General features: G+C 69.0%; 18 protein-coding genes. 6 read left to right on the forward strand and 12 right to left on the reverse strand.

From position 1 onward, the window contains the following. Nucleotides 1-45: 45 nt before the first annotated feature. The 5 genes from AC1U89_RS03215 to AC1U89_RS03235 all read right to left on the reverse strand — a co-directional run bounded on the left by AC1U89_RS03215 (nucleotide 46) and on the right by AC1U89_RS03235 (nucleotide 5859). Nucleotides 46-774: a FadR/GntR family transcriptional regulator gene (locus AC1U89_RS03215; protein WP_479898357.1), complete on the reverse strand. Its 729-nt coding sequence runs from the start codon at nucleotides 772-774 to the stop codon at nucleotides 46-48. Between the two features lie 186 nt (nucleotides 775-960). Beyond that, entirely contained in the window at nucleotides 961-2526 is a 1566-nt protein-coding gene (locus AC1U89_RS03220; RefSeq protein WP_479898231.1) for a sodium/sugar symporter, read from the reverse strand. A gap of 47 nt (nucleotides 2527-2573) precedes the next feature. Next, nucleotides 2574-3188, reverse strand: coding sequence for a 2-dehydro-3-deoxy-6-phosphogalactonate aldolase (locus tag AC1U89_RS03225; RefSeq protein WP_479898232.1), 615 nt, complete (start codon nucleotides 3186-3188; stop codon nucleotides 2574-2576). Then, nucleotides 3181-4113: a 2-dehydro-3-deoxygalactonokinase gene (locus tag AC1U89_RS03230; protein ID WP_479898233.1), complete on the reverse strand. Its 933-nt coding sequence runs from the start codon at nucleotides 4111-4113 to the stop codon at nucleotides 3181-3183. Before AC1U89_RS03230 ends, AC1U89_RS03225 begins: the two co-directional genes overlap by 8 nt. Nucleotides 4114-4122: 9 nt before the next feature. After that, the gene (locus tag AC1U89_RS03235; RefSeq protein ID WP_479898234.1) at nucleotides 4123-5859 is read right to left on the reverse strand and encodes an IlvD/Edd family dehydratase; all 1737 of its coding nucleotides are present in this window, start codon (nucleotides 5857-5859) and stop codon (nucleotides 4123-4125) included. A gap of 283 nt (nucleotides 5860-6142) precedes the next feature. Here AC1U89_RS03235 and AC1U89_RS03240 point away from each other — a divergent pair, with 283 nt between their 5' ends. The 4 genes from AC1U89_RS03240 to AC1U89_RS03255 all read left to right on the forward strand — a co-directional run bounded on the left by AC1U89_RS03240 (nucleotide 6143) and on the right by AC1U89_RS03255 (nucleotide 15520). Further along, nucleotides 6143-9085, forward strand: coding sequence for a TonB-dependent receptor (locus AC1U89_RS03240; RefSeq protein ID WP_479898236.1), 2943 nt, complete (start codon nucleotides 6143-6145; stop codon nucleotides 9083-9085). 136 nt (nucleotides 9086-9221) lie between these two features. Next, entirely contained in the window at nucleotides 9222-10730 is a 1509-nt protein-coding gene (locus AC1U89_RS03245; RefSeq protein WP_479898237.1) for a tryptophan halogenase family protein, read from the forward strand. Between the two features lie 112 nt (nucleotides 10731-10842). After that, on the forward strand, nucleotides 10843-12510 hold the full coding sequence (locus tag AC1U89_RS03250; RefSeq protein WP_479898238.1) for a DUF5597 domain-containing protein: 1668 nt from the start codon (nucleotides 10843-10845) through the stop codon (nucleotides 12508-12510). Between the two features lie 133 nt (nucleotides 12511-12643). Beyond that, nucleotides 12644-15520, forward strand: coding sequence for a TIM-barrel domain-containing protein (locus AC1U89_RS03255; protein WP_479898239.1), 2877 nt, complete (start codon nucleotides 12644-12646; stop codon nucleotides 15518-15520). 155 nt (nucleotides 15521-15675) lie between these two features. On the opposite strand, the gene AC1U89_RS03260 is transcribed toward AC1U89_RS03255, so the two are convergent. The 6 genes from AC1U89_RS03260 to hutI form a co-directional block, all read right to left on the reverse strand. Continuing rightward, nucleotides 15676-16338 carry a M23 family metallopeptidase gene (locus AC1U89_RS03260; RefSeq protein ID WP_479898241.1) on the reverse strand — a complete coding sequence of 221 codons (663 nt, stop codon included), beginning with the start codon at nucleotides 16336-16338 and terminating at the stop codon, nucleotides 15676-15678. A gap of 145 nt (nucleotides 16339-16483) precedes the next feature. Next, nucleotides 16484-17068 (reverse strand): HutD/Ves family protein, encoded by a 585-nt coding sequence (locus AC1U89_RS03265; protein ID WP_479898243.1) that lies wholly within the window; start codon nucleotides 17066-17068, stop codon nucleotides 16484-16486. Between the two features lie 153 nt (nucleotides 17069-17221). Continuing rightward, a complete protein-coding gene (hutU, locus tag AC1U89_RS03270; RefSeq protein ID WP_479898245.1) occupies nucleotides 17222-18886 on the reverse strand; it encodes a urocanate hydratase in 1665 nt (554 codons plus the stop codon). Between the two features lie 8 nt (nucleotides 18887-18894). Next, nucleotides 18895-19713 (reverse strand): N-formylglutamate deformylase, encoded by an 819-nt coding sequence (hutG, locus tag AC1U89_RS03275; protein ID WP_479898247.1) that lies wholly within the window; start codon nucleotides 19711-19713, stop codon nucleotides 18895-18897. Further along, nucleotides 19710-21245, reverse strand: a complete 1536-nt coding sequence (gene hutH / locus AC1U89_RS03280) for a histidine ammonia-lyase (protein WP_479898249.1) — start codon at nucleotides 21243-21245, stop codon at nucleotides 19710-19712. Before hutH ends, hutG begins: the two co-directional genes overlap by 4 nt. Beyond that, entirely contained in the window at nucleotides 21242-22453 is a 1212-nt protein-coding gene (gene hutI, locus AC1U89_RS03285; RefSeq protein ID WP_479898251.1) for an imidazolonepropionase, read from the reverse strand. The genes hutH and hutI overlap by 4 nt, the downstream gene beginning before the upstream one ends. 87 nt (nucleotides 22454-22540) lie before the next feature. Between hutI and AC1U89_RS03290 the strand changes: the two genes are divergently transcribed. Both AC1U89_RS03290 and hutC read left to right on the forward strand, forming a co-directional pair. Beyond that, on the forward strand, nucleotides 22541-24046 hold the full coding sequence (locus tag AC1U89_RS03290) for a formimidoylglutamate deiminase (RefSeq protein ID WP_479898253.1): 1506 nt from the start codon (nucleotides 22541-22543) through the stop codon (nucleotides 24044-24046). Further along, on the forward strand, nucleotides 24043-24771 hold the full coding sequence (gene hutC / locus AC1U89_RS03295) for a histidine utilization repressor (RefSeq protein WP_479898254.1): 729 nt from the start codon (nucleotides 24043-24045) through the stop codon (nucleotides 24769-24771). Before AC1U89_RS03290 ends, hutC begins: the two co-directional genes overlap by 4 nt. A gap of 133 nt (nucleotides 24772-24904) precedes the next feature. Here hutC and AC1U89_RS03300 read toward each other — a convergent pair whose 3' ends face one another. Continuing rightward, complete coding sequence (locus AC1U89_RS03300; protein WP_479898256.1) at nucleotides 24905-25666, reverse strand: SDR family NAD(P)-dependent oxidoreductase; 762 nt, start codon at nucleotides 25664-25666, stop codon at nucleotides 24905-24907. Between the last annotated feature and the right edge of the window lie 86 nt (nucleotides 25667-25752).

The raw sequence follows: 25752 nt of genomic DNA on the forward strand, positions 1-25752 counted from the left end.
AACGCTGTCAGCATTGCCCGGAAACGGCCGGCGCGCAACGCCCCATCAGGCGTCGCGGCGGGCTTCCACCGACTCGGTGTCCGGCGAGGCGGCGCGGATCAGCTCCAGCACGTCGACGATGATCACCTGCATGGCCTTCTGGGCCGCCACGGCGTCGCGGGCCATGATCGCGTCGGCCACGTCCTCGTGCGATGGGATCGAGGCGGTGCGGCCCTTGATGCGGTTGGTGAAGCGGATCGAGATCCGCAGGGCGGTGTTCACCAGCTCGTGCAGGTCGCGATAGAACGGGTTCTTGGTGGCGTTGAGGATGGCCACGTGGAAGGCGATGTCGGCCGACAGCGGGTCGTCCTCGCCCCCGGCGGCGGCCTTCATGCGGTTCAGCGCCTTGCGGATGCCTTCCAGCCCGGTCTCGTCGGCGTTGCGGGCGGCCAGGGCGGCGGCGGCGGGCTCGATCCCCAAGCGCATCTCGGTGAACTCGGCCAGCAGGCGCAGGCTGAACTTGCGCTCCAGCATCCAGCGCAGGACGTCGGGGTCCAGCAGGTTCCACTCGTTCTCGGGCTCGACCACGGTGCCGTGGCGGGGGCGGGCGCTGAGCAGGCCCTTGGCCGTCAGCATCTTGACCGCTTCGCGCGTGACGGTGCGGCTGGCGCCGAACTGCTTGGACAGTTCGCCTTCGGTGGGGAAGCCGACCGCGGCGTATTCGCCGGTGACGATGGCCTGGCCCAGGGACTCGACGAGTCCATAGGTCAGACTGAGGCCCGGCTGCGTACGGATCACCAAGTTGTCGCCCCCAAAACGCTTCTTGAAATCGGTCGTCGTCTAAATAGGTCTGACCTTGTGTAGCGTGCTTCGTTCACGCCCGGAACAATCATGTCAAAGACGAAAGCCCCGCCACACTCGCGTGACGGGGCTTTGCGCTTCAGACATGCGTGGACACCGGTGGACACGCCGTCCGCGACGTCACCACCAGGTGGCGTAGAGCGCGATCAGGATCAGGATCACGCCCAGGCCGGCGATGTTGAAGCCGGTGGTGGTCTTGTAGCTGACCCCCTCCAGCGACACGACGTTGACCTCCTTCTTCTGGGGCGCGACCAGCGAGACCAGGACGGCGGCGACCAGCGAGGCGAGGAACACCACGCCGACCCGGTTCATGAAGGGCATGGTGTAGATGCCCAGGTCCTGGAGCTTCCAGAACACCGCCGACAGTACGGCCGAGCCGACGGCGGCGGTCAGGGCGCCGGCGGTGGAGGCGCGCTTCCAGAACAGGCCCAGGATGAAGATCACCACGATGCCCGGAGTGAAGAAGCCCGTGAACTCCTGGATGAACTGGAAGGCCTGCTCGGCGCCGCCCAGCAGCGGCCGGGCGGTGAGGATGCCGATGACCACCGCCACGACGGCGGTGACGCGGCCCACGGTGACCAGATGGCGCTCGGTCGAGTCCTTCTTGACCTTGGCGTAGACGTCCAGGGTGAAGATGGTGGCGATCGAGTTGATCTTGGCGGCCAGCGACGCGACGATCGCGGCCACCAGGGCGGCGAACACCAGGCCCAGCACGCCGGGCGGCAGCAGCTTCATCATCTCCGGATAGGCCTGGTCGGGCTTGGCCAGGCCCGGGACCAGCACCAGGGCGGCGATGCCCGGCAGCACCACGATCACCGGCATCAGCAGCTTCAGATAGGCGGCCAGGGCGATGCCCTTCTGGGCTTCGGCGATGTCCTTGGCGCCCAGGGCGCGCTGGATGATGTACTGGTTGAAGCCCCAGTAGCTGACGTTCATGACCCACAGGCCGCCGAACAGGACGCTGAGGCCAGGCAAGTCCTTGTAGTGCGGGTTGTCCTTCGAGAGGATCATGTCGAACTTCTCGGGGAACTGGGTCGTCAGGTGGTTGAAGCCGGCCAGGACGTCGCCGTGGCCGATCTTGGTCAGCGACAGGTAGACGATGATCAGGCCGCCGGTGATCAGCAGGGCCACCTGGACGATGTCGGTCAGGGCCACGGCCTTCAGGCCGCCCCACATCTGATAGGCCAGGGCGAAGACCCCGATGATGATCAGGGCGGTCATCTGGTCGACGCCCGTCACCGTGTGCACGGCGATCGAGCCCAGCCACAGGATCGAGGTCAGGTTCACGAACACGTAGAGGCCCAGCCAGAACCAGGCCATCAGGTTGCGCACGCTGGGTCCGTACCGCTGCTCCAGGAACTGCGGCATGGTCGAGATGTTGTTCTTCAGGAAGATCGGCAGGAAGAACTTCCCGACGATCAGCAGGGTCAGGGCCGCCATCCATTCGTAGGAGGCGATGGCCAGGCCCAGGGCGTAGCCCGAGCCGCTCATGCCGATGATCTGCTCGGCCGAGATGTTGGCGGCGATCAGCGAGGCGCCGATCGCCCACCAGGGCAGGGCCTTGCCGGCCAGGAAGTAGTCGGTGGAGTCCTTCTGGTGGCCGCCCTTGTCGCGGCTGACCCACTGGGCCAGTCCGAAGATGGCGACGGCGTAGATCGCCAGGATGACGAAATCGATGGTTCTCACTGGGGTCCCCCCTTTGGGCCGTGTTCTTGTTCCGACGCGGACGCTTGTTACTGGGTGGTCTGTTCGGCCCAGGCCGCCACCAGGGCCTTGGCCCGGGCGCCGACCTCGTCGGCCGTGTAGCCCGGACGATAGAGCTCGCCGCCCACGCCGATGCCGGCGACCCCGGCCTTGATCCAGGGCTCCAGATTGGCCGCGCCGACGCCGCCCACGGCGTAGACGCTGACGTCCTTGGGCAGCACGTCGCGCACGGCCTTGATGTGGCCGGGGCCGAAGGTGCCGGCCGGGAACAGCTTCAGCGAGCGGGCGCCGGCCTTGACGGCGGCGAAGGCCTCGCTGGGCGTGGCGAAACCGGGCATGACGGTCAGGCCCAGGCCCACGGCGTGGCGGATGACGTCGGTGTCGATGTTGGGCGTGACGATCAGCTTGCCGCCGACGCCGGCCACCTGGTCGACCACCTCGGGCGACAGCACCGTGCCGGCCCCGCACAGGGCCTTGTCGCCGAACGCGGCGCACAGCTTGCCGATGCTGACCAGCGGCTCGGGCGAGTTCATCGGCACCTCGATGGCCTCGATCCCGGCTTCGACCAGGGCGGCGGCGATGTCGAGGACCTCGTCGGGCTTCACGCCGCGCAGGATGGCGACGATGGGGGGCGTGTTAGGCAACGACGTGAACTCCACTAGTGGTCGGCGACAGGACCGAAAGGCCGGCCAGGACGGCGGAATCGCCGTCGACCGCCACGCTGGTCCCGCCGAAGGCGGTGATGGCCTGGGCGTAGAGGGCGCTCAGCGTCGGGGCCCCGATCAGCGAGACCTGGCCCAGCGCGCCGAACCAGTCGACCGTGGCCGCCACGTCGGCGGCCAGCAGCAGGCCCGACAGGAAGCCCATGGCGTCGGCCTTGGGCAGGCCGTCGATCAGCTGGCGGCTGCGGGTCTCGAAGATCAGGTGCGGCAGGCGCGCGGCGCCCTGCTCGGCGATGCGGGCCACGCCCAGGGCGAAGCCTTCGGCGGACTCCGGATCATCACCGGGCGCGGCCTTGGCCAGGATCGAGTGCTCGCGCAGCAGGGCGTAGAGCTCGCCGACCGGGGCGGTGACGAAACCGGCGATGCGGCCGTCCTCGACCGCGACCCACTTGGTGTGGGTGCCGGGCAGGGCCAGCAGGTGGCGACCGCGCTTGAGGGCGGGGTCCAGTTCGAGGGCGCCCAGGATCTGGGTCTCCTCGCCGCGCATCACGTCCGGACCGCCCAAGGCGTTGCGGCATGACAGGCCCGGCACGATGGCCACCGGCAGGCCGTCGGCGTCGATGTGCAGCAGGCGCTCGCGGATGTCGCCGGCGCCGGCCGGGCAGGGCGCGTAGGCCGCCTCTTGCCAGCCGTTGCGCGAGCCGACCATACCGCACAGCAGGACCAGCGATGGACCGGCTTCACGCCAGTCGCCGACCAGGTCCAGGAACGCCTCGCGCGGCGAAGCGCCGTTCAGCGCCCCGATGCCCGGTCCGTCGCGGCGGTCCAGCACGCTCTTGCCCTGGCGCAGATAGAGTCGCAGGCGCGAGGTGCCCCAGTCGCCGAAGATCGTGACCGAGGAATCCATCGGGTTCATCTAGTGCGACTCGCGCGTCACGACCGAGCCGCTGGCGCCGACCAGGAAGTCCAGGTCCGCGCCCTTGTCGGCCCCCAGCACGTGGTCGATGTACAGCTTGGCGTAGCCGCGCGTCGCCTTGGGCGCGGGCGGATTGGCCTTCCACGCGGCCAGGCGGCCGGCCAGTTCCTCGTCGGAGATCAGCAGGTTCAGCGAGCGGGCAGGGCCGTTCAGCTCGATCTCGTCGCCGCTGCGGACCACGGCCAGCGGTCCGCCGGCGTCGGACTCGGGCGAGACGTGCAGGATCACCGTGCCGAAGGCCGTGCCGCTCATCCGGGCGTCGCTGATACGGACCATGTCCTTGACGCCCTTCTCCAGCAGCTTGGTCGGCAGGGGCATGTTGCCCACTTCCGGCATGCCGGGATAGCCCTTGGGACCACAGCCCTTGAGCACCAGGATCGAGGTCTCGTCGACCTCCAGCTCGGGCGAGTCGATGCGGGCCTTGAAGTCCTCGATGGTCTCGAACACCACGGCCTTGCCCTTGTGGCTCAAGAGTTCCGGGCTGGCCGCGCTGGGCTTCATCACCGCGCCGCCGGGGGCGAGGTTGCCGCGCAGCACCCAGATGCCGCTGTCGGGCTTCACCGGGGCTTCCAGGCTGCGGATGACCTCGGCGTTGAACACCTCGGCCTTCTCGTACTGCTCGCCGATCCGCTGGCCCGAGATGGTCAGGGCCTCGGGGTTCAGGAACGGCGACATCTGCTTCATCACCGCTGGCAGGCCGCCGGCGTAGTGCAGGTCTTCCATCAGGAAGCGGCCCGACGGCTGCAGGTCGACCAGCAGGGGCACGTCGCGCGACAGGTTGTCGAAATCCTCGAGCGCCAGCTCGACGCCCAGGCGGCCGGCCAGGGCCAGCAGGTGGACCACCGCGTTGGTCGAGCCGCCGATCGCGGCGTGGACGCGCAGGGCGTTCTCGAAGGCGGCGCGGGTGGCCACCTGCGACATGGTCAGGCCGTCATGCACCATGCGCACGATGGTCCGGCCGGTGTGGTGGGCCATGGCCGCGCGGCGGGCGTCCACGGCGGGAATCGAGGCGTTGTAGGGCAGGCTCATGCCCATGGCCTCGACGATGGCGGCCATGGTCGAGGCGGTGCCCATGGTCATGCAGGTGCCGGGCGAGCGGCTCATGCCGCTCTCGGCCGACATGAATTCCGGCAGGGTCATCTCGCCGGCCCGCACGGCCTCGGAGAACTTCCACACGTCGGTGCCCGAGCCGATGTCCTTGCCGCGGAACTTGCCGTTCAGCATGGGGCCGGTGGAGACGACGATGGTGGGCAGGTCGACGCTGGCCGCGCCCATCATCTGGCCCGGCGTGGTCTTGTCGCAGCCGCCCAGCAGCACGACGCCGTCGATCGGGTTGCCGCGGATCGATTCCTCGACGTCCATGGCCAGCAGGTTGCGGAACAGCATGGCGGTGGGCCGCATCTGGGTCTCGCCCAGCGACATGGCGGGGAATTCCAGGGGCAGGCCGCCGGCCTCCCACACGCCGCGCTTCACGTGCTCGGCGATGTCGCGCAGGCCCGCGTTGCAGGGGGTGATCTCCGACCACGTGTTGCAGATGCCGATCACCGGCCGCCCGTCGAACACGTCGTCCGGCAGGCCCTGGCTCTTCATCCAGCTGCGATGGATAAAGCCGTCACGATCCAGCTTCCCGTAGCTGTGACCGCTGCGGAACCTGCCGCCCCCGTTTCCCTGACCCATGTTCTTCCCTGACGCCACGGACAGCGCAACTCGCGTCCGATGGGGCTTCATTTATAGTATAATAATGATGGTTGCAAACGTCGTGGATTCACAGGGGTTTGGGTCCGGCGTGGCCCAAAAGTCGCGCCCGGCCCGTCAAATTGATAGCGCTATCAATTTGGTCTTGTAAGTAGCACTTATATGACTAAAGGTCCCCTCAGATCGTGTGACCGCCGTGCGCGGCGCACGTCACCGGCGCCCTTAGAGCGCTGGGACGGATCTCATCTGGGGGAAGGAAACCGGAATGCCGCTTTGTAATTCTCGTCGCAACGTCATGTTCATGGGCGCCTCGGCGCTTGTCCTCTGCGGCGCCTTGCCCGCGGTCGCCTTCGCCCAGGCGGCTCCCGCCCCGGCGGCCGACACGGTCGAGGAAGTGGTCGTCACCGGCCAGCGCGCCGCCCTGCAATCGGCCCAGAAGCTGAAGCAGAACGCCGAGCAGCTGGTCGACTCGATCACCGCCACCGACATCGGCGCCCTCCCGGACCGTTCGGTCACCGAAGCCCTGCAGCGTGTCTCGGGCGTCACCATCGGCCGCACCGCCGACGGTCGCGACGCCGACCGCATCTCGGTCGAAGGCAGCGGCGTGCAGGTTCGCGGCCTGAGCTGGGTCCGCGGCGAACTGAACGGCCGCGACAGCTTCTCGGCAAAGGCCGGCCGCACCCTGAGCTTCGAGGACGTGCCGCCCGAACTGATGTCCGGCGTCGACGTCTACAAGAACCCCTCGGCCGACATCATCGAAGGCGGCGTCGGCGGCACCGTCAACCTGCGCACCCGCCTGCCGTTCGACAGCGGCAAGCGCATCCTGGCCTATTCGCTCGACAGCAGCTGGGGCGACCTGTCCAAGAAGTGGGAGCCCAGCGGCTCGGTCCTGTACAGCGATCGTTGGGACACCAGCATCGGCGAGGTCGGCTTCCTGGTCGACCTGTCCGACTCCAAGCTGTCCAGCCGCACCGACACCATCTCGGTCGACCCGTACTTCGCCCGCACCAACCTGGTGGCCGGCAAGACGGTCTACGTCCCCGGCGGCTTCGGCTACCGCACCCTGGACTACGAGCGCGAGCGCAAGGGCATCGCGGCCGCCCTGCAATGGCGCCCGAACGACCAGTGGGACGCCAGCCTGCAGTTCCTGCGCTCGTCGGCCTCGCAAGCTTCGACCGAGCACGCGGTCGGCTTCAACCCCGGCTCGTCCAACGGCGAAGCCCTGGGCACCGACTTCACCTACGACTCCAACGGCCACTTCCTGAAGGGTACCCTGGCCTCCAGCCAGGATGGCACCAGCCTGGGGTCGTCGACCATCGACACCCGCTACGCCGACCGCAGCTCGGTCACGTCCGACTACGCCTTGAACGTGAAGTTCACGCCCAACGACAAGTGGACGTTCAGCGGCGACATCCAGTACGTCTACGCCAAGACCAAGACCGTCGATAACACCGCGTTCAACGCGCTGAGCGGCGACGCCGCCCCGGCCAGCCTGGATGTCACCGGCAAGCTGCCGGTGATCACCATGAACAACGACAAGGCCTACACGTCCAACCCGGCCAGCTACTACCTGATCGCGGCGATGGACCACCACGACCGCAACGAGGCGGCCGAGTGGGCCGAGCGTTTCGACGGCGACTACCGCTTCGACGACGGCGGCTGGCTGAAGTCGTTCCGCTTCGGCGTGCGCCACACCTTCCGTCAGGCCACCACCCGCGAAACCTCGTATCGCTGGGACACCGTGGCTCCCAGCTGGTCGGCCCCGTCGATCGACAAGCTGGACGGCTATCAGGCCTATTACGGCCTCTATCCGTTCGACAACTACTTCCGCGGCAAGGCCCACCTGCCGGCGACGTTCGTCATGCCGAGCGCGGCCTTCGTGAACAACTACGGCGACACCTCCAAGCTGCTGTACCGGATCGCCCAGGCGAACGGCGGCAGCTGGTGCCCCTTCAACGGCGACTTCGAGGACCAGAGCTCGTGCGGCGGCAAGGGCAGCACCAACCACCAGAAGGAAGAGACCCTGGCGGGCTTCGGCCTGCTGCGGTTCGGCCATGACGTCACGCTGTGGGGCGACCAGCGCGAGATCGACGGCAACTTCGGCATCCGCATCGTCAAGACCGAGAGCGCCAGCCAGGGCCTGCAGGTCTTCACGGCCAACAACGCCTCCAGCAGCGCCAGCAACGCCAACATCCCGGCCGCCGACCAGGCGTTCGCGAACGGCGCCAAGAGCCCGAACAAGGGCGGCCAGGACTATGTGAACGTCCTGCCCAGCCTGAACGTGCGCCTGAAGATCACGCCGGACATGTTCGTCCGCTTCGCGGCGGCCAAGGCCATCGTCCGTCCGGACTTCCAGCAGCTGCAGCCGAACTACACGATCTCGGCCACCAACGGCTTCGTGACCGGCGGGACCTGCTCGACCACCATCCCGACGGGCCAACTGGCGAACTGCGTCTACCAGTACGCGGCCAACGCCGGTAACCCGGACCTGAAGCCCACCCGCTCGACCCAGTTCGACCTGTCGTACGAGTGGTACTTCAACTCGACCGGCAGCCTGACGGCGACGCTGTTCTACAAGGACATCTACAACTTCATCACCAACGGCTCGACCGTCATCAACTTCACCAACAACGGGGTGACCCGTCCGGTGCAGGTGATCCAGCCGTACAACGCCGGCCACGGCACCATCAAAGGCTTCGAAGTCGCCTACCAGCAGTACTTCGACTTCCTGCCGGGCGCCCTGCGCGGCCTGGGCGTGCAGGCCAACTACACCCACGTCGACAGCAAGGGCACGCGCAACGCGGCGTCCAACCCGTACGACACCAACCAGACCGGCAACATCTCGGCGCACGACGACGAGCTGCCGCTCGAGGGGCTGTCGCCGAACAGCTACAACGTCGCCGGCCTGTACGACCTGGGCAAGGTTTCGGCCCGCCTGGCCTACAACTGGCGTGAACGCTACCTGCTGACGACCACGGCCGCGAACATCAACATCCCGGCCTGGTACGACGACTACGGCCAGCTGGACGGCTCGGTCTTCTACACCGTCAACGACGCGCTGAAGATCGGCTTCCAGGCGGCCAACCTGACGAACTCCGAGACCCGGATCCTGGTCAGCTATCCCGGCCGTCCCGAGGAAGGCCTGACCAAGCACAACTGGGTCGTCGCCGATCGTCGCTACTCGATCGTCCTGCGCGGCACCTTCTAAGGTCCCGATCGCGAGACCCTAAGCGGCCCCCGTTCCGGCCCGGTCATCCGGGACGGGGCGGGGGCCTTTTTATACGTCGCGCCGGCTGCGGAACCCGCTAGCCTGGGCGAGCACGCAACGACGGAAAATCCGCGCCATGACCGAGCAGCCGTTCAAGTTCGTCATCGTCGGGGGAGGCACGGCCGGCTGGATGGCGGCCGCCGCCCTGGCCCACGCCCTCAAGGGGCGGGTGGGCGAGATCGAGCTGGTCGAGTCCGACGAGATCGGCACGGTCGGCGTCGGCGAGGCCACCATCCCGCCGATCCAGTTCCTCAACAGCCTGCTGGGCATCGACGAGATCGACTTCGTCAAGAAGACCCAGGCCACCTTCAAGCTGGGCATCGAGTTCCGCGACTGGAAGCGGCTTGGGCACAGCTACATCCACCCGTTCGGCCCCATCGGCATGGCGATCGAGGGCGTGGGCTTCCATCACTACTGGGGGCGGCTGCGCCGCCACGGCGACACCAGCGACATCTGCGACTACGCCATGTCGGCGGTCGCGGCGCGCAAGGGCAAGTTCGTCATCGCGCCCAGCGAGCTGCCGCCGGGCGTGCCGCCGCTGGCCTACGCCTATCATTTCGACGCCGGCCTCTACGCCCGCTTCCTGCGCGACTACGCCGAGAAGCGCGGCGTCCGGCGGACCGAGGGCAAGATCGTCGAGGTCAAGCAGCGCCAGTCCGACGGCTTCATCGAGGCGGTAGAGCTGGAGGGCGGCAAGCGGATCGAGGGCGACTTCTTCATCGACTGCTCGGGCTTCCGCGGGCTGCTGATCGAGCAGACGCTGAAGACCGGCTACGAGGACTGGACGCACTGGCTGCCCTGCGACCGCGCCCTGGCCGTGCCTTGCGACAGCGTCACGCCGCTGACGCCCTACACGCGCTCGACCGCTCGGACGGCCGGCTGGCAGTGGCGCATCCCGCTGCAGCACCGCACCGGCAACGGCTACGTCTATTCCAGCCCATTCATCAGCGACGACGAGGCCGCCGCCACCCTGATGGCCAACCTCGACGGCGCGCCGCGCGCCGAGCCCCGGCTGCTGCGCTTCGTCACCGGCCGGCGCAAGCAGGCCTGGAACCGGAACGTAGTGGCCCTGGGCCTGGCCAGCGGCTTCATGGAGCCGTTGGAGTCGACCAGCATCCACCTGATCCAGACGGGCGTGATGCGGCTGATCTCGCTGCTGCCCACCCGCACCTACGACGCGGCGGCGGTGGACGAGTACAATCGCCTGTCGAAGATCGAATACGAGCAGATCCGCGACTTCATCGTCCTGCACTACCGGGCCACGGAGCGGGACGACACCGAGCTGTGGCGCTACTGCCGGCGGATGGCGCTGCCCGACAGTCTGACCCACAAGATCGAGCTGTTCCGCGAGCGCGGCAAGGTGGCCCGCTTCGACGACCAGCTGTTCGCCGAGCCCAGCTGGGTGGCGGTGTTCCTGGGGCAGGGCGTCGAACCCCGCGACTACGACCGCCTGGCCGACGTGCCGCCGCTGGCCGACGTCCAGCGGGCCCTGGCCAATGTGCGGGACAAGATGAACCACATCGCCGACCGGCTGCTGACCCACGACGAGTTCATCGCCCGGCACTGCAAGGCCGATCCGATCTAGGCAGGCCTGGGAGGCTTGCCAGTCAATTATCATACTTATACTTCTGATAACGGTAACAGCGCTGTCACGCCGAGGTTCGCCCGGCGCAAGACGGCCCAGAGGGAGGCGACACTTGCGGATCCAGCATCGAGTCCGGACCGGGCGCACCCGCCCTCGGCCTTTCCTGTCGGCCCTGGTCGCGGCCACGGCCCTGTGCGGCGTCCTGGCCGCCACGCCGGGCGCCGCCGCCGACCTGCCCAAGCTGGTCGCCAAGGACGGCCGCCACGCCCTGATGGTGGACGGCGCGCCGTTCCTGATGCTGGGCGTCCAGGCCAACAACGCGGCCAACTACCCATCGCAGCTGCCCAAGGTGTGGCCGGCGGTGAAGGCGATGCACGCCAACACCCTGGAGATCCCGGTCGCCTGGGAGCAGATCGAACCGGTCGAGGGCCAGTTCGACTTCTCGTATGTCGACGAACTGCTGAAGCAGGCCCGTGAGAACGACACCAAGCTGGTGATCCTGTGGTTCGCCACCTGGAAGAACAACGGCCCGCAGTACGCGCCCGAATGGGTCAAGCTGGACAACAAGCGCTTCCCGCGGGTGATCACCGCCAAGGGCGAGACGCGCAACTCGCTGTCGCCGCACTTCCCCGCCACGCTGGAAGCCGACAAGAAGGCCTTCGTGGCCCTGATGCGCCACCTGAAGACGGCCGATCCTGACCACACCGTGATCATGGTCCAGCCCGAGAACGAGACCGGCACCTACAGCGCCGTCCGCGACTATTCGCCGACCGCCCAGAAGCTGTTCGAAGGCCCCGTGCCGGCGACGCTGGTGAAGGCGATGGGCAAGAAGCCGGGGACCTGGAGCCAGGTGTTCGGCAAGGACGCCGACGAGTTCTTCCACGCCTGGTCGATCGGCCGGTTCGTCGACGAGGTGGCCGCCGCCGGCAAGCGCGAACTGCCGCTGCCGATGTACGTCAACGCCGCCCTGCGCGACCCCTTCAATTACCAGGATCCCTACACCTACTCGTCGGGCGGCCCGACCTGGAACGTGCTGGACGTCTGGAAGGCCGCCGCGCCCTCGATCGACGCCATCGCGCCCGACATCTACCAGCGCGAAAGCGCCAATGTCCGCAAGACGCTGGAGCAGTACGGCCGCCCCGACAACGCCCTGTTCGTGCCCGAGATCGGCAGCGACAAGGGCTTCGCCCGCCACGTCTACGACGTGCTGGGCCGCCATGGGATCGGCTTCTCGCCGTTCGGCCTGGATTACACCGGCTATTCCAACTATCCGCTGGGCGCCAAGCAGGTCGACGCCGAGGCGCTGGAGAACTTCGGCGTCCACTACCGTCTGCTGGCCCCGATGGCCCGCGAGTGGGCCAAGCTGTCGTTCACCGGTGACGTCTGGGGCGCGGGCGAGGCGGACGACCGCAAGGCCGAGACCCTGAAGCTGGGCGACCGCTGGACCGCCACCGTCTCGTACGGCGAATGGCAGTTCGGCTCGATCGAGGCCCCCTGGATGTCCAAGGCCGAGAAGCAGCCCAACCGCGCGGTCCCCGACGGCGGCGCCCTGATCGCCCGGCTGTCGGCGAACGAGTTCCTGGTCACCGGCTATCGCGCCCGCGTCACCTTCGGCTCGGCCAAGGGCGAGCGCTTCATGATGTCCCGGGTCGAGGAAGGCCACTTCGACGAGAAGGGCCAGTGGGTGTTCGACCGCCTGTGGAACGGCGACCAGGTCGACTACGGCCTGAACCTGACCACCCTGCCGCAGGTGCTCAAAGTGAAACTCGCAACCTACTGAACCGACCCTTTCAACCGCTCATCCCGGCGAATGCCGGGACCCAGATGGAATGGCTGTGGGCCCGACGCCAAAAGCTCTGAGCTCTTCCAACCCGACACACCGCCATGGGATCTGGGTCCCGGCATTCGCCGGGATGAGCGGAAACAAAAATAGAAATCATAGGGAAGACCTGATGCGCATCCTGTCGAAGACCTTCGCCGCCGGCTTCGCCCTGGCCCTGCTGGCCTCGACCAGCGCGTTCGCCCTGGACGGCGCCTTCGAGAAGACCGCCGACGGGGTGATCGTCACCCCGGCCTCGGGCCCGGCCATGAAGGTGCGGCTGCAGGTGATGGGCCAGCGCGTGATCCATGTCACCGCCACCCCGACCGACAGCCTGGACGTCCCGGCCAGCCTGATGGTCACCGCCAAGCCCACCGGCGCCTTCACCGTCGAGGAAGCAGCCGGCAAGGTCGTGGTCAAGGCCGGCAAGGCGAGCGCGGAAGTGTCGCTGGCCAGCGGCGCGGTCAGCTTCCGTGACGAGACCGGCAAGCTGGTGCTCGCCGAGAACGGCCGCCGTCCGTTCAAGACCGAGACCATCGACGGCAAGACCTTCTACGGCGTCAGCCAGCAGTTCAATCCAGGCACGGACGAGGCCTTCTACGGCCTGGGCCAGCACCAGAACGGCCAGATGAACTACAATGGCCAGGACGTCGAACTGGCCCAGTACAACCGCGACATCGCCATCCCGTTCGTGCTGTCCACCCGCAACTACGGCCTGCTGTGGGAGAACAACGGCATCACCCGCTTCGGCGACCCCACGCCCTACGACCTGGCCTCGCGCGACCTGAAGATCTTCGACGCGGCCGGCAAGCCGGGCGGCTTCACGGCCAGGTACTATGTTGGGAACGAGCTGAAGTTCACCCGCACCGAAGCCGACATCAACTACCGCTACCTGAAGGACCTGCCCAACTGGCCGGCCGAGCTGACTGGTCCGGACAAGAAGCCGCTCAAGGGCGCGCGCGTGGTTTGGGAGGGCTCGGTCGAGGCCTCGGTCGCCGGCGTCCAGAAGTTCAAGCTGTATTCCAGCAGCTACGCCAAGCTCTCCGTCGACGGCAAGCTGGCGATCGACCGCTGGCGGCAGAACTGGAACCCGTGGTTCCACAACTTCACCGCCCCGATGAAGCCGGGGACCCGCCACAAGATCCGCGTCGAGTGGGAGCCCAACGACGGCTACATCGCCCTGCTGCACAACAATCCGATCCCGGCGGCGGACCAGCATTCGCTGACCTTCACCTCCGAGGTCGCCCACGCCGTCGACTACTACTACGTGGGCGGCGCGAACCTGGACCAGGTGGTGGCCGGCTATCGCGACCTGACGGGTGACGCGGTGCTGATGCCGCGCTGGGCCTACGGCCTGTGGCAGAGCCGCCAGCGCTACGAGACCGCCGACCAACTGCTGGACGTGGTCAAGCAGTACCGGGCCCGCAAGCTTCCGCTCGATAACATCGTCGAGGACTGGCGCTACTGGAAGGACGACAGCTGGGGCAGCCACAAGTTCGACGAGACGCGCTTCCCCGACCCCAAGGGCATGATCGACCAGGTCCACGACCTGAACGCCCACTTCATGATCTCGATCTGGCCGAAGTTCTATCCGACCACGGAGCACTTCAAGGAGCTGGACGCCAAGGGCCACATGTATCACCGCAACCTAGAGCAGGGCGCGGTGGACTGGGTGGGACCGGGCTACGCCAACTCGTTCTACGACCCCTATTCCAAGGAGGCCCGCGACATCTACTGGCGCCAGGTCAAGGACAGCCTGAAGGGCTTCGGCGTCGACGCCTGGTGGATGGACAGCGACGAGCCGGACATGCACTCCAACCTCGACATCCCCGAGCGCACGCTACGCATGGGACCGACGGCGATCGGGCCGGGCGCGGAGTTCTTCAACTCCTACCCGCTGATCCACACCACCGGCGTGTTCGAGGGCGAGCGCGCGCTGAACCCCGACAAGCGCAGCTTCATCCTGTCGCGCTCGGGCTTCGGCGGCATCCAGCGCAACGGCGTGGCCCTGTGGAGCGGCGACGTGGTGGCCCGCTGGGACGACCTGAAGGACCAGATCTCGGCCGGGGTGAACCTGTCGATGTCGGGCGTGCCCAACTGGACCACCGACATCGGCGGCTTCTCGGTGGAGGACCGCTACACCAACAAGGACCCGGCCCACTGGGCCGAGTGGCAGGAGCTGAACCTGCGCTGGTTCCAGTTCGGCGCCTTCAGCCCGCTGTTCCGCAGCCACGGCGAGTTCCCGTACCGCGAGATCTACAACCTCGCCGACGAGGGGACCGAGGTCTACAAGGCCCTGGCCTGGTACGACGAGCTCCGCTACCGGCTGATGCCCTACGTCTACACCCTGGCCGCCGACACCTATCAGCGCGACGGCAGCATCATGCGCGGCCTGGTCATGGACTTCCCGTCCGACCTGAAGGCGCGCGACGTCAACGACGAGTACCTGTTCGGCAAGGCGTTCCTGGTCGCGCCGGTGACCGAGTTCAAGGCGCGCTCGCGGCAGGTCTACCTACCGGCCGGCGCGTCCTGGTACGACTTCGAGACCGGCAAGGCCTTCAAGGGCGGCCAGACGATCAATGCCGACGCGCCCCTGGCGCGCATGCCGCTGTTCGTGCGGGCCGGCTCGATCGTGCCGACCACCGTGGTCCAGCAGTATGTGGGCGAGAAGCCCGACGCCCCGATCACCGTGGTGGTCTACACGGGCGCGGACGGGACGTTCGAGCTCTACGAGGACGACGGGCTCAGCAACGGCTACGCCCGCGGGGCGTGGAGCCGGATTCCGATGAGCTTCGACAACGCCTCGGGAAGGCTGACGATCGGCGCGCGGTCGGGGAGCTTCAAGGGGATGGTCGAGAACCGGACGATCAAGGTGCGGTTCATCGGGGGCGGGGCCAAGCCGGTGGACTTCGAGGCGGTGGATCAGACGGTGGCGTACTCGGGGCAGCCGGTGGTGGTCGTGAGGAAGTAGGGGGGCTCACTGACTTGCCCCCACCTGACGGCTACGCCGTCTGTCCGCCCCCATAGGGGGCGGAGGTTCGCGCGGCGCGGCGGCAGGCCTCTTCCCCCTCTGGGGGAAGACGACCGCGAAGCGGTCCGTAGGGGGCAAGTGTTAGCCGCCGAGACCTAAGCCTGAACCACCAGCTTGCGGGTGATCAACTCCGCCGCATTCACCCGCTCGCCGCCCGGCTCCATCACTTCCAGGTGCACGTGGTTGGTGATGCCCGGATAGTGCTTCTGCAGGCTCTGGTCGGTGCCGATCACCTCGCCCAGGCGGACGGCCTGGCCGACCTCGACGCCGGGGGTCACGTAGAAGGCGCGGGCGACATAGCCGAGGGCCGGGTTGCTGATCTCGACGAACTTCAGGTCGCTGGAGCCGGCGTAGGCGTAGCCGATCTTGGTCACGTAGCCCGAGATCGGGGCCAGAACGTCCTGGCCGGCCTTGGCCACGTAGTCGACACCCTCGTGGTCGCGCGAGCCGCCGTCGCGGCGGGCGCCGAACCGGCCGTCACCGAACTCGTCGTGGCCGCGCGGGGCGCCGCCGGTCGGGTTGGCGAAGTCGGGCGCGCCGTCGCCGTCGATGTCGGACCCGCTCCAGACCAGTTCCTTGCGGACCGGCTTCTGCGGCTTGGCGGCCATGTCGGCCAGCAGGCGCTGCACGGCCGGCGTGGCGTGCGGGGCGTTGTGCGGATTCTCCATCGCCGCCACCACCATCGGAGCGAAGACCAGGGCCAGACCCAGCGCGCCGCGCGCCAGAGGGGCGAGTTTCTTCGCTGTCGATGCGTGCATGAAATCTTCCTGGATTTGTTTCGGGGATCGTTTCGGAGCGTTGAGCGTTGGCTCGGTTAACGATCAGATAAGGCAAAGACGTGGCGAACTCAGTGCGGCGCGAGGTCGCGCGCGCATTCGCCTATGCCGAGATCTATTCAAAGCTTTACTGTGGGATGTGCTCGGGATCGGCCGTGATCTCGCAGATCAATGTTCGGCCTCGACCTTCCAGGCTCAGGCGCGAGTGGCCGTGCTCGAGTATGACCGCATCCAGTGGGGCCAGGTCGATCGCGCCGCCGGGCCGCACGATGCGCAGCGGGTCCAGGGCCAGGACCAGGGTCACCCGGGCCTTGGCCGCCACGTCGCTGGCGCCGGTCACGGTCAGCCGACGGGTCCGCGCCCGCCAGGCGCCTCGCCGGACCATCACGTTCAGGTCGCTGATCGGGCCGTGGGTCAGGCGGGCGGCGACCCGCGCCTCGCCGGGGAAGTCCAGGGGCGGGGAGGCGGCGTCCAGGGCCAGCATGCGGTCGTCGACCGTCAGCAGCAGGCCCTCGCCCTGGATCACCGTCAGCACCCGGTCCACGCCCGGGAAGATCGAGAACGGTCCGTCGGCGGCGATCTCGGCCAGGCTGATCCGCCAGTCGAAGGCGTCCAAGTCGGCGCCCGGCGGCCAGGCGGTCACCTCGCGCGTGACGCCGCCGCCGTTCTTCCACGGCGTGGCGACACGGTCGGCGGCTCTCAGGACGCGCATCTATCTAGCCCGCTCATCCCGGCGAATGCCGGGACCCAGATGGAATGGCTTTGAGGCTGACGCCATGGACGCAGAGCACCTCCAATCAGCGCTCCGCCATGGGATCTGGGTCCCGGCGTTCGCCGGGATGAGCGGAGGAAGGGGGAGTATGGCTTACAAAATCCCCGGCAGGTCCAGCCCGTGCTCCCGCGCGCAGTCCTTGGCGATCTCGTAGCCCGCGTCGGCGTGGCGCATGACGCCGCTGGCCGGGTCGTTCCACAGCACCCGCTCGATCCGCCTGGCCGCCGCCTCGGTGCCGTCGCAGACGATGACCATGCCCGCGTGCTGCGAGAAGCCCATGCCCACCCCGCCGCCGTGGTGCAGCGACACCCAGGTGGCGCCCGAGGCGGTGTTGAGCAGGGCGTTCAGCAGCGGCCAGTCCGACACCGCGTCCGAGCCGTCGATCATCCCCTCGGTCTCGCGGTTGGGCGAGGCGACCGAGCCGCTGTCCAGGTGGTCGCGGCCGATCACGACGGGGGCCTTCAGCTCGCCCGAGGCGACCATCTCATTGAAGGCCAGGCCCAGGCGGTGACGGTCGCCCAGGCCCACCCAGCAGATGCGCGCCGGCAGGCCCTGGAACTTGATCTTCTCGGCGGCCATGTCCAGCCAGTGGTGCAGGTGGGGATTATCGGGGATCAGTTCCTTGACCTTGGCGTCGGTCTTCCTGATGTCCTCCGGATCGCCCGACAGCGCCGCCCAGCGGAACGGTCCGATCCCCCGGCAGAACAGCGGGCGGATGTAGGCGGGCACGAAGCCGGGAAAGTCGAAGGCGTTGGCCACGCCTTCCTCCAGCGCCATCTGGCGGATGTTGTTGCCGTAGTCGACCGTGGGCACGCCGGCGGCCTGAAAGTCGAGCATGGCCTTCACATGCACCGCCATCGAGGCGCGGGCGGCCTTGTTGACCGAGGCCGGGTCGCGTTCCTTGGCGGTCGCCCACTGCTCCAGCGTCCAGCCGGCGGGCATGTAGCCGTTGATCGGGTCGTGGGCGCTGGTCTGGTCGGTCAGCAGGTCGGGGCGGACGCCGCGCTTGAACAGCTGCGGCAGCAACTCGGCGGCGTTGCCCAGCAGGCCGACCGAGATCGGGGTCTTGGCGGCGCAGGACTCCGCGATCCAGGCCAGGGCCTCGTCAACGCTGTCGGTGGACTTGTCGAGGTAGCCGGTGCGCAGGCGCATCTCGATCCGCGAAGGCTGGCACTCGATGGCCAGGCACGAGGCCCCGGCCATCACCGCCGCCAGCGGCTGGGCCCCGCCCATGCCGCCCAGGCCGGCGGTCAGCAGCCACTTGCCCGACAGGTCGCCCGCATAGTGCTGGCGGCCCATCTCGACGAAGGTCTCGTAGGTGCCCTGCACGATGCCCTGGGCCCCGATATAGATCCACGAGCCGGCGGTCATCTGGCCGTACATGGCCAGGCCCTTGCGATCGAGCTCGTTGAAGTGCTCCCAGTTGGCCCAGCGCGGAACGAGATTGGAGTTGGCGATCAGCACCCGGGGCGCGTCGGGGTGGGTGCGGAACACGCCCACCGGCTTGCCGGATTGAACCAAGAGCGTCTGGTCGTCGTCCAGGCGACGCAGGGTCTCGACGATCTTGTCGTAGCTCTCCCAGTCGCGGGCGGCGCGGCCGATGCCGCCGTAGACCACCAGCTCCTCGGGCCGCTCGGCGACATCGGGGTGCAGGTTGTTCATCAGCATCCGCAGCGGGGCTTCGGTCAGCCAGGACTTGGCGGAAAGCTCGGTCCCGGTGGCGGGGCGGATGACGCGGGTGTTGTCGAGACGGGTCATGCGGGGGCTCAGGCTTGGGCGAAGGCGAAGCAGGCCTTCAGCACGTCGGTGAGGGCGGCGCGCAGCGAGGCGGCGCGGGCAGGGGCGTAGGGCGTGGGCCAGGCGTCGGGCGTCAGGACCGCCGGCTCGTCGATGTAGCCGCGGCAGGCCAGCTCCATCTGGACGGCGTGGACGCCCTGGTCCGGCTGTCCGTAACGGCGGGTGATCCAGCCGCCCTTGAAGCGGCCGTTGGTCACGCGGGGCAGGTCGGTGGCGTCGCAGGCGGCCTCCACCCGAGCGGTCAGGCCAGGATCGCAGGCCGCGCCGCTGTTGGTGCCGATGTTGAACTGCGGCAGCTCGCCGTCGAACAGCCGGGGCGCGCGCGAGCGGATCGAGTGGGCGTCGTACAGCACCACCTTGCCGTGGCGCGCGAGCAGACGGTCCAGCTCGGCCTCCAGCGCGTCGTGATAGGGATCGAAGAAGGTCACGCGCCGCCGGGCGATCTCGGCCGCGTCGGGCTCCTGGCCGGACTGGTACAGGGGTTCGCCGTCGAAAGTGTCGACCGGGCAGAGGCTGGTGCTCGCCTGGCCGGGATATAGCGACACGCCCGACGGGTCGCGGTTGACGTCGATCACCGTGCGCGAGACGCCGGTGCGCACCACCGTGGCGTCCAGCCCGTCGGCGAAGCCGTAGAGCTCGCCCAGCCACCAGTCGGCGTCCTTGCGCGCCAGCCAGGGCGAGACGAGGCGGGCCTCGATGTCGGACGGGATGATCGTCCCGGCGTGCGGGATGCTGACCACCAACGGGGCGTCGCCGCGGGTGACGTGCAGCCAGTCCTTCTGGCTCATGCCTCCACCCCCGGCAGGGCGACGCCCGACGCCGCCGCGACCAGGGCCCCCGAGCGCACCAGGGCGTTGGCGGCCTCCATGTCCGGATGGAGGTGGCGGTCGTCGCTCAGGTGCGGAACCTGGTCGCGCAGGACCTTGCGGGCGGCTTCCAGCGACGGGCTGGACGTGAGGGGCGCGTGGAAGTCGCAACCCTGCACTGCCGCCAGCAGCTCGATGCCGATCACCGCCTCGGCCGCCTCGACCATGGCCAGCAGGCGTCGCGCGCCGTGGGCGGCCATCGAGACGTGGTCCTCCTGGTTGGCCGAGGTCGGGATGGAGTCGACACTGGCCGGATAGGCCTTCTGCTTGTTCTCCGACACCAGGGCGGCGGCGGTGACCTGTGGGATCATGAAGCCCGAGTTCAGGCCCGGCTTCGGCGTCAGGAAGGCCGGCAGGCCCGAGCAGGCGGGGTCGACCAGCATGGCGATCCGGCGCTCGGCGATCGAGCCGATCTCGCAGACGGCCAGGGCGATCATGTCGGCGGCGAAGGCCACCGGCTCGGCGTGGAAGTTGCCGCCCGACAGGGCCTCGTCGGTCTCGGGGAAGATCAGCGGATTGTCGGAAACGCCGTTGGCCTCGGTCGACAGGGTGACGGCCGCCTGGCGCAGCACGTCCAGGGCCGCGCCCATCACCTGGGGCTGGCAGCGCAGGCAGTAGGGGTCCTGCACCCGGGCGTCGCCCTCGCGGTGGGAGTCGCGGATCGCCGAGTTCGCCATCAGGGCGCGCAAGGCGGCGGCGGTCTCGATCTGGCCGGGCTGACGGCGCAGGACGTGGATGCGCGGATCGAACGGGGTGTCGGACCCCTTGGCCGCCTCGGTCGCCAGGGCGCCGGTGACCAGGGCCGACTGGAACAGCCGCTCGGCGTCGAACAGGGCGGCCAGGGCGTTGGCGGTCGAGAACTGGGTGCCGTTCAGCAGGGCCAGGCCTTCCTTCGGGCCCAGGGTCAGGGGCTTCAGACCCGCTTCCATCAGCGCCTGGACGGCGGGCAGGCGTTGGCCGTCGACGAAGATCTCGCCGACCCCGATCATGGTCGCGGCCATGTGCGACAGCGGGGCGAGATCCCCCGAGGCCCCGACCGAGCCCTGGCAGGGGACGACCGGCGTCAGGCCGTTGACCAGCATGGCCTCCAGCAGGTCGGTCGTCGCCGGCTTCACGCCCGAGGCGCCCTGGGCCAGGCTGGCCAGCTTCAGGGCCATCATCAGCCGGATCACCGGGACCGGCGACGGCGCGCCCGTGCCGGCGGCGTGGGACAGCACGATGTTGCGCTGGAGCGTCTCCAGGTCGGCGTCGCCGATCCGCACGCTGGCCAGCTTCCCGAAGCCGGTGTTGATCCCGTAGACGGGCGCGCCCTTGGCCAGGATGCGCTCGACCGCCGCCGCGCTCTCGGCGATCACCGGGGCGGCGCTTTCGTGCAGCCGCGCCGGCGCGCCGCGATAGACGGCCTTCCAGTCGGCCAGGCTGACTTCACCGGGATTGAGAACGACTTCGGTCACGCGATTTCACCCTTCCAGACGCGCGCGTGGAGCGGGTTCAGCCCCATGCGGTACACAAGTTCGGCGGGACGCTCGATGTCCCAGACGGCCAGGTCGCAGGCCTTGCCGGGTTCCAGCGTGCCGACGCTGGCCAGGCGGCCGATCGCCCGCGCGGCCTCGCGCGTGACGCCGGCCAGGCATTCGTCGACGGTCATGCGGAACAGGGTGGCGGCCATGTTCATCGTCAGCAGCAGGCTGGTCAGGGGCGAGGTGCCGGGGTTGCAGTCGGTGGCCAGGGCCATCGGCACGCCGGCGTCGCGCAGGGCCTGGATCGGCGGCAATTTGGTCTCGCGCACGAAGTAGAAGGCCCCGGGAAGCAGGGTGGCGACCGTCCCGGCCTTGGCCATGGCGGCGATTCCGGCCTCGTCCAGATGCTCAAGGTGATCGGCCGACAGCGCCCCGAATTCGGCGGCCAGGGCCGCGCCGTTCAGGTTCGACAGCTGCTCGGCGTGCAGCTTGACCGGCAGGCCGTGGGCGTGGGCCGCCTCGAACACCCGGCGGGTCTGGGCGGGCGTGAAGCCGATGCCCTCGCAGAAGGCGTCCACCGCGTCGGCCAGGCCCTCGGCGGCGACGGCGGGGATCATCTCGCGGCAGACCAGGTCGACATAGCCGTCGGGATCGCCGGCATATTCCGGCGGCAGGGCGTGGGCGCCCAGGAAGGTGGTGGTCACCGAGACGTTTCGGACGTCGGCCAGGGCGCGGGCGGCGCGCAGGCTTTTGAGCTCATCGTCCAGCGACAGGCCGTAGCCGGACTTGATCTCGATGGTGGTCAGGCCCTCGGCGATCAGGGCGTCCAGGCGGTGCAGGGCGGCGGCCACCAGCTCGGCGCGCGAGGCGACGCGGGTGGCCTTCATGGTCGAGACGATGCCGCCACCCGCCCGGGCGATCTCCTCGTACGACGCGCCGGCCAGCCGCAGCTCGAATTCGTGGGCGCGGTCGCCGCCGAACACCAGATGGGTGTGGGGGTCGATCAGGCCGGGCGTGATCCAGCGACCTTCGCAGTCGATGGTCTCGGCGGCCTCGAAGGCGGGCGCGTCGGCGGCGGGGCCGGCGTAGACGATGCGGCCCCGCGAGGCGGCCACGACGCCGTCCTCGACCGCGCCGATTCCGGGGCGATCAGCGGCGAAAGTGGCCAGGCGGGCCTTGCTCCACACCCGATCGCAGCGCATGGCCTGGGATCTCCCGAACGCCGGTCCGGTCTCTTGCCGTCGGCTTCAATATGTATAGACATATTCGCTCGACACGAGGATTGTCCAGTGACCGACGACGCGTTTCCGCCGGAAGCCGACCAGGACGACGACGCTCCCATCTATACGCCACCTAAAGAGGTGGCGGCGGCGCCTGAGCCTGAGCCTGCGCCTGAGCCGACGCCCGAGCGCCCGCCCCAGGCGGCGCCGCCCGCTGGTCCCCAGACCCTATGGTTCGAGCAGGCCCTGCTGGCCGACGGCTGGGCCAGGGACGTGCGGTTCACGATCGCCGAGGGCATGATCAGCCGGGTCGACACCGACGTGGCCCGCCAGTCCGGCGAGACCGCCCACGGCCCGTGCCTGCCCGGCCTGCCCAACCTGCACAGCCACGCTTTCCAGCGCGCCATGGCTGGTCTCACCGAAACCCGAGGCCCGACCGGTGACAGCTTCTGGACCTGGCGCGAGCTGATGTACCGCTTCGTCGACCGGCTGGGTCCCGACGAGGTCCAGGCGATCGCCGCCCTGGCCTATCTGGAGATGCTGGAGACCGGCTCGACCCGGGTGGGCGAGTTCCACTACCTGCACCACGACAAGGACGGCGGCGCCTACGCCGACCCCGCCGAGATGGCGGCGCGGATCGCGGCGGCGGCCGACGAGACGGGCATCGGCCTGACCCTGCTGCCGGTGTTCTACGCCCATGCCGGCTTCGGCGGCGTGGCGCCGGGCCAGGGCCAGCGGCGGTTCATCCACGACGTCGACGGCTACGGCCGGCTGATCGAGGCCAGCCGCGCGGCCGTGGCCGGCCTGCCCGACGCGGTGGTCGGGATCGCCCCGCACAGCCTGCGGGCGGTGACCGGCCAGGAGTTGACGGCGATCCTGCCCCTGGCGGGCGCCAACCCGATCCACATCCACATCGCCGAACAGACCCAGGAGGTGGACGACTGCCTCGCGGCCACCGGCGCGCGGCCGGTGCGCTGGCTGATGAACAACGCGCCCGTCGACAAGCGCTGGTGCCTGGTCCACGCCACCCACCTGAACGCCATGGAGACCGAGCGCCTGGCCAAGAGCGGCGCGGTGGCCGGCCTGTGCCCGATCACCGAGGCCAATCTTGGCGACGGCGTCTTCCCGGCCCACGACTACCTGGCGGCCGGCGGGGCGTTCGGGATCGGCTCGGACAGCAACGTGCTGATCGACGCGGCCGAGGAGCTGCGCACCCTGGAATACGCCCAGCGCCTTACACGTCGCGCTCGCAACGTGCTGGCCAAGGCGCCGGGGAGCTCGACCGGCGGCGAGCTGTTCCGCGCGGCGGTGAGCGGCGGGGCCCAGGCCCTGGGCGTGGTCGGCGGCCTGCGGCGCGGGCGGCCGGCCGACTTCGTGACCCTGGACCGCGCCCATCCGGCCATGGTCGGCCGCGACGGCGACGCCCTGCTGGACAGCTGGGTGTTCGCCGGGCGACACGGGACCATCGACGGCGTCTGGCGCGGCGGCTGGCAGGTCGTCAGCGGCGGCCGCCACCACGCGCGCGAGGCGATCCTGGCGCGCTACGCGACGGCGTTGAGGAGCGTGCTGGCTTGAGTGATCCGGGCGTGGAAGGGGGGACGCTGTATCGGCGCATCCGGGGCGAGATCGAGGATCTGATCCGCTCGGGCGCCTGGGCGCCGGGCCGCAAGATCCCCTCCGAGATCGAGCTGATGAGCCAGTTCGGCTGTTCGCGGATGACGGTCAACAAGGCGATGTCGGCCCTGGCCAAGGAGGGGCTGATCGTCCGCCGCCGCCGCGCCGGCTCGTTCGTGGCCCGGCCGCGCGTGCATTCCACCGTGCTGGACATCCCCGACATCCAGGCCGAGATCGTGGCGCGGGGCGAGACCTATCGCTTCGACCTGCTGGAGCGGAAGCGGCGCAAGCCCCGGGCGGGCGACGTCGAGGAGGTGGCCCTGGCGGCGGGCGGCGAGTTGCTGGTCCTGCGCGGCCTGCACGTGGCCGGCGACCGTCCCTTCGCCCTGGAGGACCGGCTGATCAGCCTGGTCGCCGTGCCCGAGGCGGCCGACCAGGACTTCGCCGAGGAGGCGCCCGGGGCCTGGCTGCTGCACCACGTGCCGTGGACCGAGGCCGAGAACCGCATCAGCGCCGTCGGCGCCGAGCCGGCGGACGCCGACCTGCTGGCCCTGGACGCCGGCGCGGCCCTGCTGGCGGTCGAGCGCCGTACCTGGCGGGCCGGCGAGCCGGTGACCTGGGTGCGCCAGCTGTTCCCCGGCGAGGCGTACGACCTGGTGGCGCGGTTCGGGCCGGCGCGGAGCTGAACGCCGCTCATCCCGGCGAATGCCGGGACCCAGATCCCAAAGCGGTGTGGATGACTGGATGAACTCTGAGTTCTTGGCATCAGCCTCAAGGCCATTCCATCTGGGTCCCGGCATTCGCCGGGATGAGCGGTGTTTATAACGACTGCCCGTCGTCCACCGTGAACACCGACCCCGTCACCGCCCGGGCCTCGTCGGAGCTCAGGTACAGCGCCATCGCCTCCAGGTCGCGGGTCTCCATCAGCCGCTTCCTCGGGAAGCCCGCCACCAGCTTGGCACCGCCTTCGCTGTCGAACCAGTCGTCGTTGATCTCGGTTCGGATGTAGCCGGGGCACAGGACGTTGACGTTGATCCCCTTGCGGGCCCATTCGCGGGCCAGGCTCTTGCCCATGTGGGCGGTGGCGGCCTTGGAGGCGACATAGGCGGTCAGGCCGGGCAGCACCTTGTGGGCGCCGATCGAGGCCACCAGCACGATGCGGCCGCGCTCGCTGGCCGGGCTGCCGGCCTTGATCATCCGCCGCGCGCCTTCGCGGGCGGTCAGGAAGACGCCGCGGGTGTTGACCGCCATCACCTTGTCGAAGTCCTCGATGGCGATGTCGAGCGCCGGGCCTTCCATGTTGATCCCGGCGTTGGCGATCACCGAGTCCGGCGGGCCGAACGCGGCCTCGACGGCGTCGTATCCGGCGATGACCGAGGCTTCGTCCTCGACGTCCATGGCGAAGGCCTGGGCCGTTCCGCCAGCGGTCGTGATCTCCGCGACCAGGGCCTGGAGCTTGTCGGCGCGGCGGGCGGCGGCGGCCACCCTGGCCCCGGCCTGGGCGGCGGCGCGGGCCAGGGCGGCGCCGATGCCCGAGGAGGCGCCGGTGATCAGGACGGTGCGGCCGGCGAGGTTGGTCATGGACGGCTCCCTTTTCCAGTAGTCTGGGAGGCTGCCGTAGAGGCCGTCAATGCGTCGGTGGCTCACCCACTTGCCCCCACCTGACC

The sequence above is a fragment of the Caulobacter sp. 05T431 genome (assembly GCF_056665975.1).

Bases quoted from the DNA above. Each gene is read 5' to 3' on its own strand.
- AC1U89_RS03260 (WP_479898241.1), bottom strand. From the start codon at position 16,338: ATGCACGCATCGACAGCGAAGAAACTCGCCCCTCTGGCGCGCGGCGCG.
- AC1U89_RS03300 (WP_479898256.1), bottom strand. From the start codon at position 25,666: ATGACCAACCTCGCCGGCCGCACCGTCCTGATCACCGGCGCCTCCTCG.
- hutG (WP_479898247.1), bottom strand. From the start codon at position 19,713: ATGAGCCAGAAGGACTGGCTGCACGTCACCCGCGGCGACGCCCCGTTG.
- AC1U89_RS03235 (WP_479898234.1), bottom strand. From the start codon at position 5,859: ATGGGTCAGGGAAACGGGGGCGGCAGGTTCCGCAGCGGTCACAGCTAC.
- AC1U89_RS03245 (WP_479898237.1), top strand. From the start codon at position 9,222: ATGACCGAGCAGCCGTTCAAGTTCGTCATCGTCGGGGGAGGCACGGCC.
- hutU (WP_479898245.1), bottom strand. From the start codon at position 18,886: ATGACCCGTCTCGACAACACCCGCGTCATCCGCCCCGCCACCGGGACC.
- hutI (WP_479898251.1), bottom strand. From the start codon at position 22,453: ATGCGCTGCGATCGGGTGTGGAGCAAGGCCCGCCTGGCCACTTTCGCC.
- AC1U89_RS03240 (WP_479898236.1), top strand. From the start codon at position 6,143: ATGCCGCTTTGTAATTCTCGTCGCAACGTCATGTTCATGGGCGCCTCG.
- AC1U89_RS03265 (WP_479898243.1), bottom strand. From the start codon at position 17,068: ATGCGCGTCCTGAGAGCCGCCGACCGTGTCGCCACGCCGTGGAAGAAC.
- AC1U89_RS03230 (WP_479898233.1), bottom strand. From the start codon at position 4,113: ATGGATTCCTCGGTCACGATCTTCGGCGACTGGGGCACCTCGCGCCTG.
- AC1U89_RS03255 (WP_479898239.1), top strand. From the start codon at position 12,644: ATGAGCGGAAACAAAAATAGAAATCATAGGGAAGACCTGATGCGCATC.